Origin of the sequence: Sphingomonas astaxanthinifaciens DSM 22298 (assembly GCF_000711715.1) — a bacterium.
GTDB lineage: Bacteria > Pseudomonadota > Alphaproteobacteria > Sphingomonadales > Sphingomonadaceae > Sphingomicrobium > Sphingomicrobium astaxanthinifaciens_A.
This window is the reverse complement of record NZ_JONN01000001.1, coordinates 521,784-536,401: the sequence shown is the minus strand read 5'-3', so window position 1 is coordinate 536,401 and position 14,618 is coordinate 521,784. Positions and strand designations below refer to the sequence as shown.

The window sequence follows — 14,618 nt, the reverse complement described above, 5'->3', positions numbered from 1 at the left end:
GGCTAGAGTGACGCCGACCCTGTGATCCGGAGCCCCCGCATGCCTGCAGCCTATATCGTCGCCGCCGCCCGCACCGCCGGAGGGAAGAAGGGCGGCGCGCTCAAGGACTGGCACCCGGCCGACCTCGGCGCGAAGGTCCTCGACAGCCTGGTCGAGCGCGCCGGGATCGACCCCGCCGCGGTCGAGGATGTGATCGCGGGCTGCGTCGGCCAGGTCGGCGAGCAGAGCTTCCACATCGGCCGCAACATGGTGATGGCCTCCAGCCTCCCCGACAGCGTTCCCGCGGTCTCGATCGACCGCCAGTGCGGCAGCTCGCAGCAATCGGTCCATTTCGCCGCCCAGGCGGTGATGAGCGGGACTCAGGACGTGGTCATCGCCGCCGGGGTAGAGAGCATGACCCGCGTTCCGATGGGGCTTGCCGTGATGCTCCCGATGCAGGCCGGGATCGGGACCGGCCCGTGGCCGCAGTCGATCAAGGACCGCTACGGGGTGAACGAGTTCAGCCAGTTCACCGGCGCGGAGATGATCGCGCAAAACTACCAGATGAGCCGCGAGGAGCTCGACGCCTTCGCGCTCGAAAGTCACCGCCGCGCTGCAGCCGCCACCGAGCGGGGCGAGTTCACGCAAGAGATCGTGCCACTGACGATCCTCGACGCCGACGGCAATGAGAGCCTCCACACCCGCGACGAGGGAATCCGCACCGACGCGTCGATGGAAGGCCTCGGTGCCTTGAAGACCCTCAAGCCAGACGGGGTCATCACCGCCGGCAACGCCAGCCAGATCTGCGACGGCGCGTCGGGCGTGATGGTGGTGAGCGAGCGCGCGTTGAAGGATCATGGCCTGACCCCGCTTGCCCGGATCGACCACCTCACCGTCACCGCCGGCGATCCCGTCATCATGCTGATGGAGCCGATTCCCGCGACCCGCCGCGCGCTCGAGCGCTCGGGCCGCAGCATTGCCGACATCGACCTCTACGAGGTCAACGAGGCGTTCGCGCCGGTGCCGCTGGCCTGGCTGCGCGAGATCGGCGGCGACCCCGAGCGCCTGAACGTCAACGGCGGCGCGATCAGCCTCGGCCATCCGCTCGGCGCGAGCGGGACCAAGCTCATGACCACCCTCGTCCACGCGCTTCGCAAGCGCGGCCAGCGCTTCGGGCTCCAGACCATGTGCGAGGGCGGCGGAATCGCCAACGTGACCATCATCGAGGCGCTGAACTGACCCGCTTCGACGTCCTCGTCGTCGGCACCGGCCATGCCGGGGTCGCGGCGGCGATCCATCTCCGGCAGGCGGGTTTCGCGGGCAGCATCGCGCTCCTCGGCGAGGAAACCGAGCTGCCCTACGAGCGCCCGCCGCTCAGCAAGGATTATCTCCTCGGCACCAGGGGCCGCGAGGAGTTCCGCTTCCGCACCGCCGACTTCTGGGCCGACAAGGGCGTCGCCCTCGTCCCCGGCGAGCGGGTCGAGCGCATCGACCCCCAAGCGCGGACGGTCGCCTGCGCCTCGGGCCGGGAGATTGGCTATAGCGAGCTCGTCTGGACCGCCGGCGGGCGCGCACGCCGCCTGGGCAACGCCCACGTCATCCGCACCCTCGACGATGTCGATCGGCTCAAGGAAGCGCTCACCGATGCTCGCTCGGTCCTCGTGATCGGCGGCGGGTGGATCGGCCTCGAGGCCGCCGCCGCGCTGACCAAGCTAGGCAAGCGCGTCACCCTCGCCGAGCGCGAGCCGCGCCTGCTCGCGCGCTGCTCGGGGCATGCGCTGTCCGACTTCCTCGCCGACCGGCACGTGCGCGAAGGCGTCGACGTTCGCCTCGGCGTTGCCGACATCGACAGCAGCGCCTTCGACCTCGTCGTTGCCGGGATCGGAATCGAGCCCGAGGGAGGGCCGCTGCTCGACGCCGGGGCTGAGGGTGGCAACGGCGTCCTCGTCGACGAATTGGGCCGCACCACCCTTCCCCATATCTGGGCGGCGGGCGACGTCGCGCTGCACCGCAATCCCTTCGGTCCCGACCGCCCGATCCGGATCGAATCGGTCCAGCATGCGACCGACCAGGCGGCCTGCGTCGCCCGCGCCATCGTCGGCGCGCCCGCCCCTTACGCCGCCATGCCGTGGTTCTGGTCGAACCAGTATGATTTGAAGCTCCAGACCGTCGGGCTCAGCCACGACCATGACGAGGAGCTGGTCCGCGGCGATCCCGCATCCGGCCGCTTCAGCATCCTCTACCGCCGAAAGGGCAAGGTGATCGCGCTCGATTGCGTCAACATGGTGCGCGACTATGTGCAGGGCCGGGCGCTGATCGAGCGTGGCAGCGAGGTCGAGGCCTCGCTGCTGACCGATGCCGAGCGACCGCTGAAAAGCCTTTTGGAGTAGAGATGCCGATCATCAACGTGACGACCCGCGACGGTCACAGCCGGGCCATCGAGGGCAAGCCGGGCCGCTCGCTGATGGAAAACCTTCGCGCCGGCGGGATCGAGGAAATCCTCGCGCTGTGCGGCGGCTGCTGCTCCTGCGCGACCTGCCACGTCTATGTCGACGAAGCCTGGTCCGCGGCGCTGCCGCCGATGAGCGAGGACGAGGACGACCTCCTCTCGACCAGCGGCGCGCGCGAGGGCAACAGCCGCCTCTCCTGCCAGATCCCCTTCGGCCCCGCCCTCGACGGGATCGAGGTCACGGTAGCGCCCGAAGACTAAGCCTTCTTGCGCCTGACCGGCGCGGTTTCGGGCATCATCGCCATGGCGGTCAGTCCGACGAGGACGATGGCGGTGACGTAATAGGCCGGCGCCAGCGGGTCGGCGGTGGCCTTGAGCAGCCAGGCGATGATGAACTGCGCCGAGCCGCCGAACACCGCGACGCCCAGCGCATAGGGAATGGCGAGATTGGCCGAGCGGGCGCGCGGCGGCAGCGCCTCCGTCAACCCGACCACCGCCGCCGCGGGCCCGATCGCATTGGGAATCGAGAGGGTGAAGCTGACCAGCAGCAGCGTCAGCGTGGTCGGCGAGGCATTGAGCAGCACGAAGGCCGGCAGCAGGCCGAGCGCGAGCACCGCCATCCCGCCGATCATCACCGGCTTGCGCCCGTAGCGGTCCGACAGCCAGCCGCCGCCCAGATTGAAGATCACCGCCGCCAGTCCGTAGAAGATGGTCGCGGTAAAGGCCTCCTGCACCGGCAGCCCCAACTGCCGCTGGGCATAGGTGTTGAGATATTGCAGGCCATAGGTCGCGACCGTCGCGCTCGAGATCATGATGAAGCCGAGCAGCGCGAGCCGGCCCGGCGACCGGCCATGCTCTTCGACACTGTCGGTCTCGGCCTGCGCGACATGGAGCGTTTCCTCGAGCCGCGAGCGGGCCCACAGGCCGAAGGGGACGATCAGCGCGCCGATTCCCATTGCCACCCGCCAGCCCCAGGCCTCGAGCGCGGCGGCGCTGAGCATCCCGGCCAGCACGAAGCCGACGATTCCCGCGACCAGCGAGGCGGCTTCCTGCGTCGCGAACTGGACCGAGACGATGGTCCCGCGCTTCGCCGGCGGCGCGCATTCGACGAGATAGGCGGTCGACGGCCCGACCTCGCCCCCGATCGCGAAGCCGAGGATCATCCGGAGCGCCAGCATGATGAGCGGCGCGGCGATCCCGATCGCGGCATAGGGCGGCACCAGCGCCTGGGCGAGCACCGCGGTCCCGGCGAGGGAGAAGGACAGCAGCATCGCCGGCTTGCGGCCCTTGCGGTCGCCGAACCGGCCGATCACCACCGCGCCGAGCGGACGGGTGAGGAAGCCCAGGGCAAAGGTCCCGAGCGTCAGCATGAGTTCGGTCGCGGGATCGCCCGGCGGATAGATGACCTTGCTGATCTGGACCGCGAAGACCGAGAAGATGATGAGGTCGTAGAAGGCCAGCGCATTGCCGAGCCCGACGGCGACGAGGCCGCCGGTCGTGAGCTTCGGTCGCTGCTCGCCCTCGTCCATCGTCCCCCCCAACGGGGAACTATGCGGAGCGAGCCGAGGCTGTGCAAGTGACCGTCTGGACCCAGGCGAGCCGCATCCCTAGATGGCCGGGCGATGCGTATCCTCCTCCTTCCCGCCGCCGGATTGCTCGTCGCCGCCGCCGCGCCGTCGAGCCTGCACGTCACCGGCTATGCCAATGCCGGCCTCACCAGCAGCGCCGCTTATGTCAGCGTCCACAATGGCGGACGGAGCGGCGACCGCCTGCTCGGCGCGTCGAGCCCGGCCGCGTCTTCGGTCACCATTCATGACAGCAATGGCGCGGGCGGCATGTCCCGGATGCGCGCGGCCGGACCGCTCGCGCTTCCGCCCGGCAAGATGATCGCGATGAAGCCCGGCGGGCTGCACGTCATGCTGATGGGCCTGAAGGCGCCCTTGCGCCCCGGCAGCCGCCTGCCGCTCACGCTCCGCTTCGAGAAGGCGGGCAAGGTCACGGTGTCGCTGCCGGTGGTCCCGCCGGGCTCGGGCGCGCCGACGGAGGGCCACCATGGCCACTGAGCGCGGAACGAAGCGCCTCCGCTGGATCCTGTGGGGCCTGGTCGGGATCGCGCTGGTCGGCTTCGCTTTGCTCCTCTCGCGCCCCGCCTATCAGTGGAGCCGGACCGAACCGGGAAGCCCCGGCTTCACCATCGGCGGGCCGTTCACCCTGACCGGCACCGACGGCAAGCCCTTCTCGAGCACGAGCCTCGCGGGCAAGCCTTATGTCGTCTTCTTCGGCTTCACCCACTGCCCCGACGTCTGCCCCAATACGCTGGGCCGTTTGGCCAAGCTCCGGCGTGAGCTTGGCAAGGGCGACGATGCCTTCACCATCCTGTTCGTGACCGTCGATCCCAAGCGCGACACGCCCAGGGTCGTGGGTGACTATCTGCAATTGTTCGGGACGCCGATCGTCGGCCTGACCGGCACCGAGGCGCAAGTCGCCGCGGTCGCCAAGAGCCATGCCGTCTGGCTCGGCAAGGTCGCCGACAAGAGCGCGCCGGACGGCTACACCATGGACCATTCGAGCCAGGTCCTGCTGTTCGGCCGCGACGGCAAGTTCGTCTCGACCATCGCGCTCGAGGAAGGCGATAACGTCGCCCTCGACAAGCTTCGCCGGATCGTCGGCTAGGCGGCGGCGCGAACCCGCGCCAGCAGCCGCTCCACCGCGGCGATGCTCTCGGGCTCGTCGAAGCTCGGCGCGTGGCCGACGTCCGGAACCGTCACCAGTTCGGCATTGGGCCCGAGCTCGCGCACCATCCGCTCGGCGACCGGCGCGTCGAACAGGTCGCTCAGCGCCCCGCGCAGGATCGTCACGGGCTTGTCCTTGAGGTGATCGAGCCACGGCCAGAGGTTGGGCTGGGTCGCCTCATTGGCCTGCGCGAAGGGCTGGGCGATGGCCATGTCGTAGTCGAGCACGACTGCCCCGCCCTCCTCGCGGCAGGTGCGGCGGGCGAAGCGTTCCCATTCGGCCGCGCCCCAATGCGGATAGACGTCGCCCGCGCGCTCCGCGAAGGCGGCCCCGGCGGCGGCGAAGCTCGGCCAGTCGGCGGCCTTGCCGACATAATTGCGGATCCGCTCGATCCCCTGCGGGGAGACCTCGGGACCGATGTCGTTGAGCAGCGCGCCGGCGATCCTTTCCTCCTCCATTGCGCCGATCAGCATGGTGACGAGCCCGCCGAGCGAGGTGCCGACGAACACCGCGTCGGCGATCCCGAGCTGGTCGAGCAGCTTCAACACGTCGCGGGCATAGGTTGCGGGCATGTAGTGCGAGGGATCGGGATCAGCCGCACTTTGTCCCCGGCCCCGAAAATCGAGCGACAGCACCCGCCATTCGCCGGCAAAGCGGTCGGCGACGGGTTCGAAATCGCGGCAGTTGCGGGTCAGGCCGGGCAGGCAGAGGATCGGCGGCTGGTCGGGATCGCCCCCCGCATAATCGCGATAATGAAGCCTCAGACCGTCGGCGCTGTTGTAACTACGGTCTTCAAACGACGCCACCGGCCTCTCCCAATCTGAGCGAGGCCCTCTATCTGGAGAAGATGACCGTTCCGCAACCCTATCGCCCCGATCCGCGCATTCTGGACCTCGGCGGCGATTATTATGACGAGGTGGCGGCGGCGACCTTTCCGGCCTGCACCCCGCGCTTCCTGAACGCGCGCGCGGCCGCCACGGTGGGGCTCGACGATACCGACTGGGCCGCGCATTTCTGCCGGTTCGAATCCTTGCCCGAAAACCTCCCCCGGCCGCTGGCGCTCCGTTATCACGGCCACCAGTTCCGCCATTACAATCCCGACCTCGGCGACGGCCGCGGCTTCCTGTTCGCGCAAGTGCGCGACGACCGGGGCCGCCTGCTCGACCTCGGAACCAAGGGCTCGGGCCAGACCCCGTGGAGCCGCTTCGGTGACGGACGGCTGACCCTGAAGGGCGGGGTCCGCGAGGTGCTGGCGACCGAGATGCTCGAGGCGCTGGGGGTTCACACCAGTCGCAGCTTCGCCCTGTTCGAGACGGGCGAACAACTCGAACGCAACGACGAGCCCTCCCCCACCCGCTCGGCCGTGCTCACCCGGCTGAGCCACAGCCACATCCGGATCGGCACCTTCCAGCGCCTCGCCTATTTCGAGGAGGCCGAGAACATCGAGCGGCTGGTCCGCTACTGCCTCGAGCATCTCTTCGCCGAGCCCGCCGACGCCGGTCCATTGCGCCTGTTCGACCTAGTCACCGAGCGGACGGCCGCGCTCGCCGCTTCCTATCTCGTCGCGGGCTTCGTCCACGGCGTCCTCAACACCGACAACATCAACGTCACCGGCGAGAGCTTCGACTATGGCCCGTGGCGCTTCACGCCCGAGTGGGACACGGAGTTCACCGCCGCCTATTTCGACCATGGCGGCCTCTACGCCTTCGGCCGCCAGCCCGAGGCGATCCAGTGGAACCTCGCCCAGCTCGCCGGCTGCCTCGCGCTCGTCACCGACGACCATCCGGGCCTGTCCGAGCGGCTGCAGGGCTTCGCGCCCGCCTTTCACGCCGCGCTGGCGGCGGCGATGCTGCGCCGGCTGGGCCTGCCGGCCGTCACCGAGGAGAGCGACCGCGCGCTCGCCCGCGCAGCGACGGCGGCGCTCGCCACCCGCAAGGTCGGCATCGACCGATTTTTCTTCGATTGGCGTGGCGGCGAAACGCCTCCCGGCCCCGCATACGACGATCCCGCCTTCGCCGAATTCGCCGCCGCGATCGGCAACCGGCGGTGCTCGCGAAATCACCCCTATTGGTCCGATCCTTCCCCCTGCTCGCTACACATCGAGGAAGTGGAGGCGATCTGGACGCGGATTGCCGACGACGACGACTGGACCGCCTTTGACCAGAAGATCGCCGCCATTCGCCGCATGGGCGACGCGCTGGCGGAGGGTTGACGCCGTCGCCCGGCTCGGCTCCTAGCAGGGCCAAGGGAGCATCATGGACCTAGTATCTTTCGAGCCCGCCACCGGCGCCACCCTCTGGTCCGGTCCCACCGGCGATGCCGCCGCCGAAGTCGCCGCCGCGCGCGCCGCCTTCCCCGCCTGGGCGGCGGAATCGGTCACCTTCCGCGCCGAGACGCTGCGCCGCTTCGCCAATGTCGTTCGCAATCGCGAGAACGATCTTGCCGCGCTGATCGCGCGCGAGACCGGCAAGCCCCTGTGGGAAGCGAAGACCGAGGTTGGCGCGGTGGTCGGCAAGGTCGAGATCTCGATCAACGCCTACATGGAGCGCACGCCCCAGCGTCGCCATGAGGCCGCGCTCGGCTCCAAGGTCGCGGTCCGGCACAAGCCCCACGGCGTGCTGGCGGTGCTCGGCCCCTACAATTTCCCGGCGCATCTTCCGAACGGGCACATCGTCCCCGCCTTGCTCGCCGGCAACAGCGTCGTCTTCAAGCCATCGGAAAAGACCCCCGCGACCGGCGCGATGCTGGTCGACCTCTACCGCGAGGCGGGCGTCCCCGAGGGCAATATCCGGCTGCTGACCGGCGGTCCCGACGAGGGCCGCGCGCTCGCCGGGCAGGAGGACATCGACGGCCTCCTCTTCACGGGCTCCGCCCGCGCGGGCCAGGCGCTGCACCGCCAGTTCGCCGACACGCCGCACAAGATCCTCGCGCTCGAGCTTGGCGGCAACAATCCGCTGGTCGTGTGGAACGCCAAGGACGTGGCTGCGGCCGCCACCATCGCGGTCCAGTCGGCCTTCCTTTCGGCCGGTCAGCGCTGCACCGCCGCGCGCCGGCTGATCGTCGAGGACGGCCCCGCCGCCGACGCGCTCATTGCCGCGATCCTCAAGCTCATCGACCGCCTCATCGTCGACGAGCCCTTCGCCGAGCCGCAGCCCTTCCTCGGGCCGGTGATCGACAATGCCGCCGCCGACCATCTGCAGGCGCAGTTCCTCGACCTGATGATGAAGGGCGGACGCGTCATCCGCCGGCTCGACCGCCCGCGCGAGGGCCTGCCCTTCCTGACCCCCGCGGTGATCGACGTGACGGGGATCGAGGACCGGCCCGACGAGGAATTGTTCGGCCCCGTGCTGCAGGTCATCCGCGTGCCCGATTTCGACGCTGCCATCCGCGAAGCCAATGCCACGCGCTTCGGGCTTGCCGCGAGCCTCGTCGGCGGTTCGCCCGCGCAATATGACCGCTTCTGGGGCGAGGTTCGCGCCGGGGTCATCAACTGGAACAAGCCGACCAACGGCGCGCCATCCAATGCGCCCTTCGGCGGGGTCGGTCTCAGCGGCAACCACCGGCCGAGCGCCTTCTACGCGGCCGATTATTGCGCCTATCCGGTCACCAGCAGCGAGGCCGAGATCGCCCGCGCCTCGATCAGCGAGGGCCTGCGCGACCCCAACATGCTCGAGGACTAAGCCCGCGCCTCGCGGGTCAGGAGGTCGACATAGGCCTCGATCGTGCGAGCGAGGTCATATTGCGCCGCGCGTGACTGGAGCGTCTCGGGGTCGCGGGGAGAGTCGATCCGCGCGGCAATGGCCGCCGCCAGCGCCCCTGCATCGGGTTCGGCCAGCGGTCCGACCCCACCCTCGAGCAGCTCGCGCGCGCCGGTCGCGGTGCCGGTCGCGACCACCGGGCAGCCATTCGCCATTGCTTCCAGCATCGCGTTGCTCATGCCCTCGTAGCGCGAGCAGCAGACATAGGCTGCGGCGCGGCGAAAATAGGCGTGGGGGTTCGCTTGGAAGCCCTCGAAGCGGACATCCGCGCCGAGACCCAGCCGCTCGACCTGCGCGTCGAGCCGGTGCTTCCACGCCCCGCGCTCCTCGCCGACGATCATCAGCCGCAGCGGCCGGGTCGCGCGGAGCGCCGCGAAGGCGTCAATGAGCAGCTCGAAATTCTTGAACTTGTCGATCCGGCCGACCCCGAGGATGACCGGCGGCGCGCCGGGTGCGAACCAGGGGTGCTCGAACGGCTGCGCGGCCCTGGCGTCGATTGCCCTGGCGTCGATCCCGTTGGGAATGACGACGATCCGCTCCGCTGGAAAGCCCATGTCCGCGGCGAGCTCCTCGCCCACCTCGCGGCTGACTGCGACCAGCAGGTCCGCCTCGCGCTGGCGGCGGATCGCCTTGCCGCGCTTCCACCAGTAGCGCGCCCACGCGAGCGGGCTGGCGCCGTCGGGCTTGGGAAGGCCAGTGCTGACCCGCAGGATCAGTCGCGACGGATGGCCGGCGACGCGCGACGCGGCGGCGACCTGGCTGTGGAAATGGTTGCCCGCCGACAGGACGACCCTGGGCGCGCGCTCGGCCATCAGCGCGGCCAGCGCAGGAACCGCGCCCCTCCCCGCGCGGCGGCGGTCGGCGCGGGTGTAATCGGTGCCGAGCGTCGGCCCGAAGGCGACCACCGGAACGTCATCCGGCACCTCGCGCCGCATCGTGCCGGCGTCCTGCACCACCCACAATTCGACCTTGAGCCCCGCCGCAGCCGAGGCACGGGCGATGCGCAACGCGTTGCGGACGACACCGGTCGGGCCGAAATCGAACATGACGATGGCGACGTCGAGGGAGGCGGGCGCTGGCGGCATTGCCGCGCTCGCTTACCCGCATTTGTGGCGAAAAGCGCGCCTGGCGGGCCTGGCGGGCCGAAGCGTGATCGCTTCGGCCCGCGGCCCCTCCCCGGAGCCCTAGTGGAAGTCGGGCGTGTAGCCCTCTTCGACGAGGTCGGTGAACTTGGTGATCCGGGCGTCGAACTTGAGCTTGACCTTGCCTGTCGCGCCGTGGCGCTGCTTGGCGATGATCAGCTCGGCGATGCCGTAGATGCGGCTCATCTCCTCCTGCCATTCGGCGAAGTCGGGATGGTCGTCGGCCGGCTGCTTGGCGGCGAGGTAATAGTCGCCGCGGTAGATGAACCAGACCATGTCGGCGTCCTGCTCGATCGAGCCCGATTCACGAAGGTCGGACAGCTGCGGACGCTTGTCCTCGCGCTGCTCGACCGCGCGGCTGAGCTGCGACAGCGCGACGACGGGAACGTGAAGTTCCTTCGCAAGCTGCTTCAAGCCCCGGCTGATCTCGGAAATTTCCTGGACGCGGTTGCCGTCGCCGCTCTTGGAGGTGCCCGAAAGGAGCTGGAGATAGTCGACGATGATGAGGCCGATGTTCTTCTGGCGCTTCAGGCGCCGGGCGCGGGTGCGGAGCGCGGCGATGGTGAGGCCCGGCGTATCGTCGATGTAGAGCGGCAGGCTATTCAGCTCGGCCGCGGTCCGGGCGAATTCACGGAACTCGTTCAAGTTCATGTTGCCGGTGCGGATCTGCGTGCCGGGGATGTTGCTCTGCTCGGCGAGGATACGCGTGGCGAGCTGGTCGGCCGACATTTCGAGGCTGAAGAAGGCGGTCGCGGCGCCGGCCGAGCGCTCGGCCGGAATGCCGTCGGCGAGGTCCTGCAAGAGCCGGCGCGCGGCGTTGAAGGCGATGTTGGTCGCGAGCGAGGTCTTGCCCATGCCCGGGCGGCCGGCGAGGATGATGAGGTCGGAGCGGTGCATGCCGCCCATCCGCGCATTGACCTCGGTGAAGCCGGTGGTGATACCCGATAGCTTGCCGCCGCTGTTGAGCGCGGCCTCGGCGATCTGGAGCGCTTCCTTGGCGGCGTCGGCGAAGGTCTTGACCTTGCCCTCGCCCCCGCCCTGCTCGGCGACCTTGTAGAGCTCGGTCTCGGCGCGTTCGATCTGGTCGAGCGGCTTGACGTCCTCGCTGGTGTCGAGCGCGCTCGTGACGAGGTCGCGGCCGACCGCGACGAGGCTGCGGAGCAAGGCGAGGTCGTAGATCTGGTTGGCGAAGTCGCGGGCCGCGATCAGCGCCGCGCCCGAGCCCGACAGCTGGGCGAGGTAGGCCGGTCCGCCAAGCTGCTTCATCGCCTCGTCGGCCTCGAACAGCGGGCGGAGGGTGACCGGATTGGCGACCATGTTGCGGTCGGTGAGCCGCAGGATCGCGTCGTAGATGCGGCCGTGGAGCGGCTCGAAGAAATGGTCGGCGCGAAGCTTGAGCTGGACGTCCTCGACCAGCCGGTTGTCGAGCAGCAGCGCGCCCAATAGCGCCGCCTCGGCTTCGACATTGTGCGGCAGCTGCTGAACCGGGGTCGGCTCGGCGGCGGCGCCCGGGTGCATCAGGATTTCGGCCATGAGCGGCTTCTACGCCTTTCGCGGCGGCGGCCAAGCTGTGGATAACGGGGAAATCGTGGGGTGCGCGGAAAACCGCGCGGGAGGAATCGACGAACCGCTCGGCGCAGGGCTAAGCCTTCAACCCATGAGCATCCTTTCCGACCGCTGGATCCGCGAGCAGGCCCAATCGACCGGCATGATCGAGCCCTTCGTCGAGGCCCAGCGCCGCGACGGCTGCATCAGCTATGGCCTGTCGAGCTACGGCTACGACGCCCGGGTGGCGGACGAGTTCAAGATCTTCACCAACGTCGACTCGGCGGTGGTCGACCCCAAGGACTTCGCCTCGAACAGCTTCGTCGACCGCAAGACCGATGTCTGCATCATCCCGCCCAACAGCTTCGCGCTGGCGCGGACGGTGGAATATTTCCGGGTGCCGCGCGACGTGCTGGTGATCTGCCTCGGCAAGTCGACCTATGCGCGATGCGGGATCATCGTGAACGTCACCCCGCTGGAGCCGGGCTGGGAGGGGCACGTGACGCTGGAATTCAGCAACACCACCCCCCTGCCGGCCAAGATCTACGCCAACGAGGGTGCCTGCCAGTTCCTGTTCCTCCAGGGCAACGAGCCGTGCGAGGTGAGCTATGCCGACCGCGCGGGCAAGTATCAGGGACAGCGCGGGGTGACCCTGCCGCGGCTGTGAGCGGCGCGAAGCTGAACAAGGTCACAAAGGTCACGGGGTCGCCGAGTCGTTTTTCGCGCCCGCTTTCGTTCGATTGTCAAAGAGCCACAGCGAACCGCAGCGGTTAGCCAATCAGACGAAATCCTATTTTGCAAGCCTAATGGAAGACGCCGTTCGCGCCGAGAACGGCGAGCCCGACGAACACCGCGACGAGCAACAGCAGCGCCATCCGGACGCGTGCGAAGCGGTCCTGGATAAGGCGGTCATAGGCCGGAAGGTCGAGCCAGTAATAGCCGGGCGACTCCTCGTGGATGACTCCGGCCTCGCGGTAGCGGGCGAAGAGGCGCTCCTCGATCCGGCTGTCGGGCGCGAAGGCCACCGCGCGATCGGGGCGGACCGCGTCGGCGGCGAAGAAATGATGCTGGATGAGGCGTTTCGCCCGGGCCACCACTGCCGCTGCCGCCGTCGCCATCAGTCTTCCTCCCCCTGTCGAGGAGCGAAGACTGAACCCGCGATCGCGTCAGTGCAAGGTGCGGCGGTCAGGTGGCGTCGTGGACCTCGGCCATGGGGCCGTTCTTCTTGATCGAGTCGATCGCGTTCTGGGCCGACGACTTGCTCTTGTAGGTCTCGGTCCAGAAGACCTTTTCGCCATTATATTCGAAGCTGGCGACATATTCGCCGTTGGACGACTTCTTGATCACGAACTTGTGAGCCACGTCGAACCCTCCGCTGGTGAAGCGGAGGGCAGACTAACATGGGTCGCGGGGTGGCGAAACGGCCCGAGTTTGCCTCAGGCCTGTTTCTCGACCCAGTCGGCAAACGTCCCGGCGAAGCCGTCGATCAGCTTGGCCAGGCCGTCGTCGGTCGGGCGGCCGTCTTCGCCGAACTTCCCGGGCGCGAGGTTGCCGACATACATTTCGGGCTGGCCGAGCACGATTCCGTCGAGGTGGACGAGGCTCTGGCGCAGGTGATGGTTGCAGCCGAAGCCGCCGGTGCCGCCGGTCGACTGGGTGACCACCGCCGTCGGCTTCTTCTGGAACACGCCCTGGCCATAGGGGCGCGAACCGATGTCGATCGCATTCTTGAGTCCGCCCGGGACCGAGCGGTTCCACTCGGGGCTGACGAACAGGATGCCGTCGCAGCCCTTCACCGCGGCGCGGAAAGCGTCCCACTGGGGATGCGGCGAATCCTTTTCATGATCGGGATTGTAGAGCGGCAGGTCGTGGATCTCGATGTCGCGGAAGGTCAAGCGGTCGCCGGCAGCGAGTTCGATGGCCCTGGCGAGCCTTTTGGTCAGGCTGTCGGCGCGGGGACTGCCACGAAGGACGGCAATGGTGCGGGGCATGGAAACCTTTCAGCGCTGGGGAAACGGGAATGGACAGGTGGCGGGCGGCGGCGGCCGGCAAAAGCTGGCCTCCGGACGCGGTCACGCCGATGTGACCGGCCGCTCCCTCACGATCCCCGAACCGCCGAGCCCGCAGCCTGTTCCTGCCGCCGCGCCGCCCGGGCCTTGAGATAGGCGAAAAGGTCGGCGACCTCGCGGTCGGTGAAGTGGCTAAAGCTGGCGCGGCTGCTGCCCGTCATCATGACGAGCTCGCGACCACCGGGGGGAAGCCCGGTCTTCATCAGGGTCGCGAACTGGGCCGCATCATAGGCGCCGACGATGTCGAGGTCGGGGGAGACCACCCCCGGCTTGACCTCGAGCCCGGTGAGCGCGCTGTCGTGGCAGTCGGCGCAGATCGTCATGGCGAGGTGGCGGCCAGCGGCATAGCGGGGCCCGAGGTCGGGCGCCGGATTGGCCCGGTAGCGGGCCATCAGCATCGGCTGGGTCAGGAACTTGCCGGTGGCGACCCCGAGGTGGCCGAGCGGCCCCAACGACATGGCCGGCTGCTCGGCCCCGCCCCGGGGCTGGGTGCGGATATAGGCGACGAGGTCCGACACCTCGGCGTCGGTGAAGGCGGCATAGGTGGCCGAGGGCATGATGAAGAGCGGGCGTCCGTCATGGCCGATCCCCTGGCGGATGGCGCGGGCGAGCTGTTCGTCGCTGGCCTGAGCGGCGACGAGCGTGAGGTTGGGCGCGTAGAGCGTGCCCACCCCGGCCTCGTCGAAGAATTTGGTGCCGCGAAGTCCCTCGCCATGGCATTCGATGCAGGCGCGGGTCCGCGCAATGTGGAGGCCGCGGGCGGGATCGGCCCGGGCCATGTCGATCCGCTCGGGCCGCGGCTCCTGATTGCGGGTCAGCGCATAGGCCGACATCCCCCGGATGCCGGCTGCCGCCAGCAACACGAGCGCCAGCAGCCCGCCGAGGCCGAAACCGGCCCACCGCGCGATTCTTTTCATTTTTGTCCCCTGCTTCCCCAAAAAGC

The 14,618-nt window shown here is 68.9% G+C and carries 16 protein-coding genes; 8 read left to right on the top strand and 8 right to left on the bottom strand.

Going from position 1 to position 14,618, the window contains the following annotated elements; genetic code table 11:
* The first annotated feature begins 39 nt into the window (after positions 1-39).
* Genes BS69_RS0102670 through BS69_RS0102660 form a run of 3 tightly spaced genes read left to right on the top strand, consistent with a single transcriptional unit; the run spans position 40 to position 2,689 of the window.
* A complete protein-coding gene (locus BS69_RS0102670; protein ID WP_029940441.1) occupies positions 40-1,218 on the top strand; it encodes an acetyl-CoA C-acetyltransferase in 1,179 nt (392 codons plus the stop codon).
* Positions 1,167-2,369: an NAD(P)/FAD-dependent oxidoreductase gene (locus BS69_RS0102665; RefSeq protein ID WP_245605095.1), complete on the top strand. Its 1,203-nt coding sequence runs from the start codon at positions 1,167-1,169 to the stop codon at positions 2,367-2,369. The genes BS69_RS0102670 and BS69_RS0102665 overlap by 52 nt, the downstream gene beginning before the upstream one ends.
* Positions 2,370-2,371: 2 nt before the next feature.
* Positions 2,372-2,689, top strand: a complete 318-nt coding sequence (locus BS69_RS0102660) for a 2Fe-2S iron-sulfur cluster-binding protein (protein WP_029940439.1) — start codon at positions 2,372-2,374, stop codon at positions 2,687-2,689.
* Here BS69_RS0102660 and BS69_RS0102655 read toward each other — a convergent pair.
* On the bottom strand, positions 2,686-3,969 hold the full coding sequence (locus BS69_RS0102655) for an MFS transporter (RefSeq protein WP_156956842.1): 1,284 nt from the start codon (positions 3,967-3,969) through the stop codon (positions 2,686-2,688). The two genes, BS69_RS0102660 and BS69_RS0102655, sit on opposite strands and share 4 nt — an antisense overlap.
* An 81-nt stretch (positions 3,970-4,050) precedes the next feature.
* On the opposite strand from BS69_RS0102655, the gene BS69_RS13035 reads away from it, so the two are divergent.
* Positions 4,051-4,491 (top strand): copper chaperone PCu(A)C, encoded by a 441-nt coding sequence (locus BS69_RS13035; protein WP_037504343.1) that lies wholly within the window; start codon positions 4,051-4,053, stop codon positions 4,489-4,491.
* A complete protein-coding gene (locus BS69_RS0102645; protein ID WP_029940436.1) occupies positions 4,481-5,101 on the top strand; it encodes an SCO family protein in 621 nt (206 codons plus the stop codon). The genes BS69_RS13035 and BS69_RS0102645 overlap by 11 nt, the downstream gene beginning before the upstream one ends.
* On the opposite strand, the gene BS69_RS0102640 is transcribed toward BS69_RS0102645, so the two are convergent.
* The gene (locus BS69_RS0102640; RefSeq protein ID WP_029940435.1) at positions 5,098-5,967 is read right to left on the bottom strand and encodes an alpha/beta fold hydrolase; all 870 of its coding nucleotides are present in this window, start codon (positions 5,965-5,967) and stop codon (positions 5,098-5,100) included. The two genes, BS69_RS0102645 and BS69_RS0102640, sit on opposite strands and share 4 nt — an antisense overlap.
* 41 nt (positions 5,968-6,008) lie before the next feature.
* Between BS69_RS0102640 and BS69_RS0102635 the strand changes: the two genes are divergently transcribed.
* A complete protein-coding gene (locus tag BS69_RS0102635) occupies positions 6,009-7,373 on the top strand; it encodes a protein adenylyltransferase SelO family protein (RefSeq protein WP_029940434.1) in 1,365 nt (454 codons plus the stop codon).
* Positions 7,374-7,416: 43 nt separating this feature from the next.
* Positions 7,417-8,841: a succinylglutamate-semialdehyde dehydrogenase gene (astD, locus tag BS69_RS0102630; protein WP_029940433.1), complete on the top strand. Its 1,425-nt coding sequence runs from the start codon at positions 7,417-7,419 to the stop codon at positions 8,839-8,841.
* Here the strand turns inward: astD and BS69_RS0102625 are convergent.
* Positions 8,838-10,004 carry a glycosyltransferase gene (locus BS69_RS0102625; protein ID WP_051676476.1) on the bottom strand — a complete coding sequence of 389 codons (1,167 nt, stop codon included), beginning with the start codon at positions 10,002-10,004 and terminating at the stop codon, positions 8,838-8,840. The two genes, astD and BS69_RS0102625, sit on opposite strands and share 4 nt — an antisense overlap.
* A gap of 99 nt (positions 10,005-10,103) precedes the next feature.
* Complete coding sequence (locus tag BS69_RS0102620; RefSeq protein ID WP_029940431.1) at positions 10,104-11,594, bottom strand: replicative DNA helicase; 1,491 nt, start codon at positions 11,592-11,594, stop codon at positions 10,104-10,106.
* Positions 11,595-11,718: 124 nt separating this feature from the next.
* On the opposite strand from BS69_RS0102620, the gene dcd reads away from it, so the two are divergent.
* Complete coding sequence (gene dcd / locus BS69_RS0102615; protein WP_029940430.1) at positions 11,719-12,273, top strand: dCTP deaminase; 555 nt, start codon at positions 11,719-11,721, stop codon at positions 12,271-12,273.
* Between the two features lie 136 nt (positions 12,274-12,409).
* On the opposite strand, the gene BS69_RS0102610 is transcribed toward dcd, so the two are convergent.
* The 4 genes from BS69_RS0102610 to BS69_RS0102595 all read right to left on the bottom strand — a co-directional run bounded on the left by BS69_RS0102610 (position 12,410) and on the right by BS69_RS0102595 (position 14,592).
* Positions 12,410-12,724 (bottom strand): hypothetical protein, encoded by a 315-nt coding sequence (locus tag BS69_RS0102610; RefSeq protein WP_029940429.1) that lies wholly within the window; start codon positions 12,722-12,724, stop codon positions 12,410-12,412.
* 67 nt (positions 12,725-12,791) lie between these two features.
* On the bottom strand, positions 12,792-12,968 hold the full coding sequence (locus tag BS69_RS13895; RefSeq protein WP_084184226.1) for a YegP family protein: 177 nt from the start codon (positions 12,966-12,968) through the stop codon (positions 12,792-12,794).
* Between the two features lie 74 nt (positions 12,969-13,042).
* On the bottom strand, positions 13,043-13,597 hold the full coding sequence (locus BS69_RS0102600) for an NADPH-dependent FMN reductase (RefSeq protein ID WP_029940428.1): 555 nt from the start codon (positions 13,595-13,597) through the stop codon (positions 13,043-13,045).
* A 107-nt stretch (positions 13,598-13,704) separates the two neighbouring features.
* Complete coding sequence (locus BS69_RS0102595; RefSeq protein ID WP_029940427.1) at positions 13,705-14,592, bottom strand: c-type cytochrome; 888 nt, start codon at positions 14,590-14,592, stop codon at positions 13,705-13,707.
* Positions 14,593-14,618 lie beyond the last annotated feature (26 nt).

Coding starts and splice junctions, on each gene's coding strand:
- BS69_RS0102610 (WP_029940429.1), bottom strand. CDS start 12,724: ATGGCGACGGCGGCAGCGGCAGTGGTGGCCCGGGCGAAACGCCTCATC.
- BS69_RS0102620 (WP_029940431.1), bottom strand. CDS start 11,594: ATGGCCGAAATCCTGATGCACCCGGGCGCCGCCGCCGAGCCGACCCCG.
- BS69_RS13035 (WP_037504343.1), top strand. CDS start 4,051: ATGCGTATCCTCCTCCTTCCCGCCGCCGGATTGCTCGTCGCCGCCGCC.
- BS69_RS0102635 (WP_029940434.1), top strand. CDS start 6,009: ATGACCGTTCCGCAACCCTATCGCCCCGATCCGCGCATTCTGGACCTC.
- BS69_RS0102670 (WP_029940441.1), top strand. CDS start 40: ATGCCTGCAGCCTATATCGTCGCCGCCGCCCGCACCGCCGGAGGGAAG.
- astD (WP_029940433.1), top strand. CDS start 7,417: ATGGACCTAGTATCTTTCGAGCCCGCCACCGGCGCCACCCTCTGGTCC.
- BS69_RS0102625 (WP_051676476.1), bottom strand. CDS start 10,004: ATGCCGCCAGCGCCCGCCTCCCTCGACGTCGCCATCGTCATGTTCGAT.
- BS69_RS0102600 (WP_029940428.1), bottom strand. CDS start 13,597: ATGCCCCGCACCATTGCCGTCCTTCGTGGCAGTCCCCGCGCCGACAGC.
- BS69_RS0102645 (WP_029940436.1), top strand. CDS start 4,481: ATGGCCACTGAGCGCGGAACGAAGCGCCTCCGCTGGATCCTGTGGGGC.
- dcd (WP_029940430.1), top strand. CDS start 11,719: ATGAGCATCCTTTCCGACCGCTGGATCCGCGAGCAGGCCCAATCGACC.
- BS69_RS0102595 (WP_029940427.1), bottom strand. CDS start 14,592: ATGAAAAGAATCGCGCGGTGGGCCGGTTTCGGCCTCGGCGGGCTGCTG.
- BS69_RS0102660 (WP_029940439.1), top strand. CDS start 2,372: ATGCCGATCATCAACGTGACGACCCGCGACGGTCACAGCCGGGCCATC.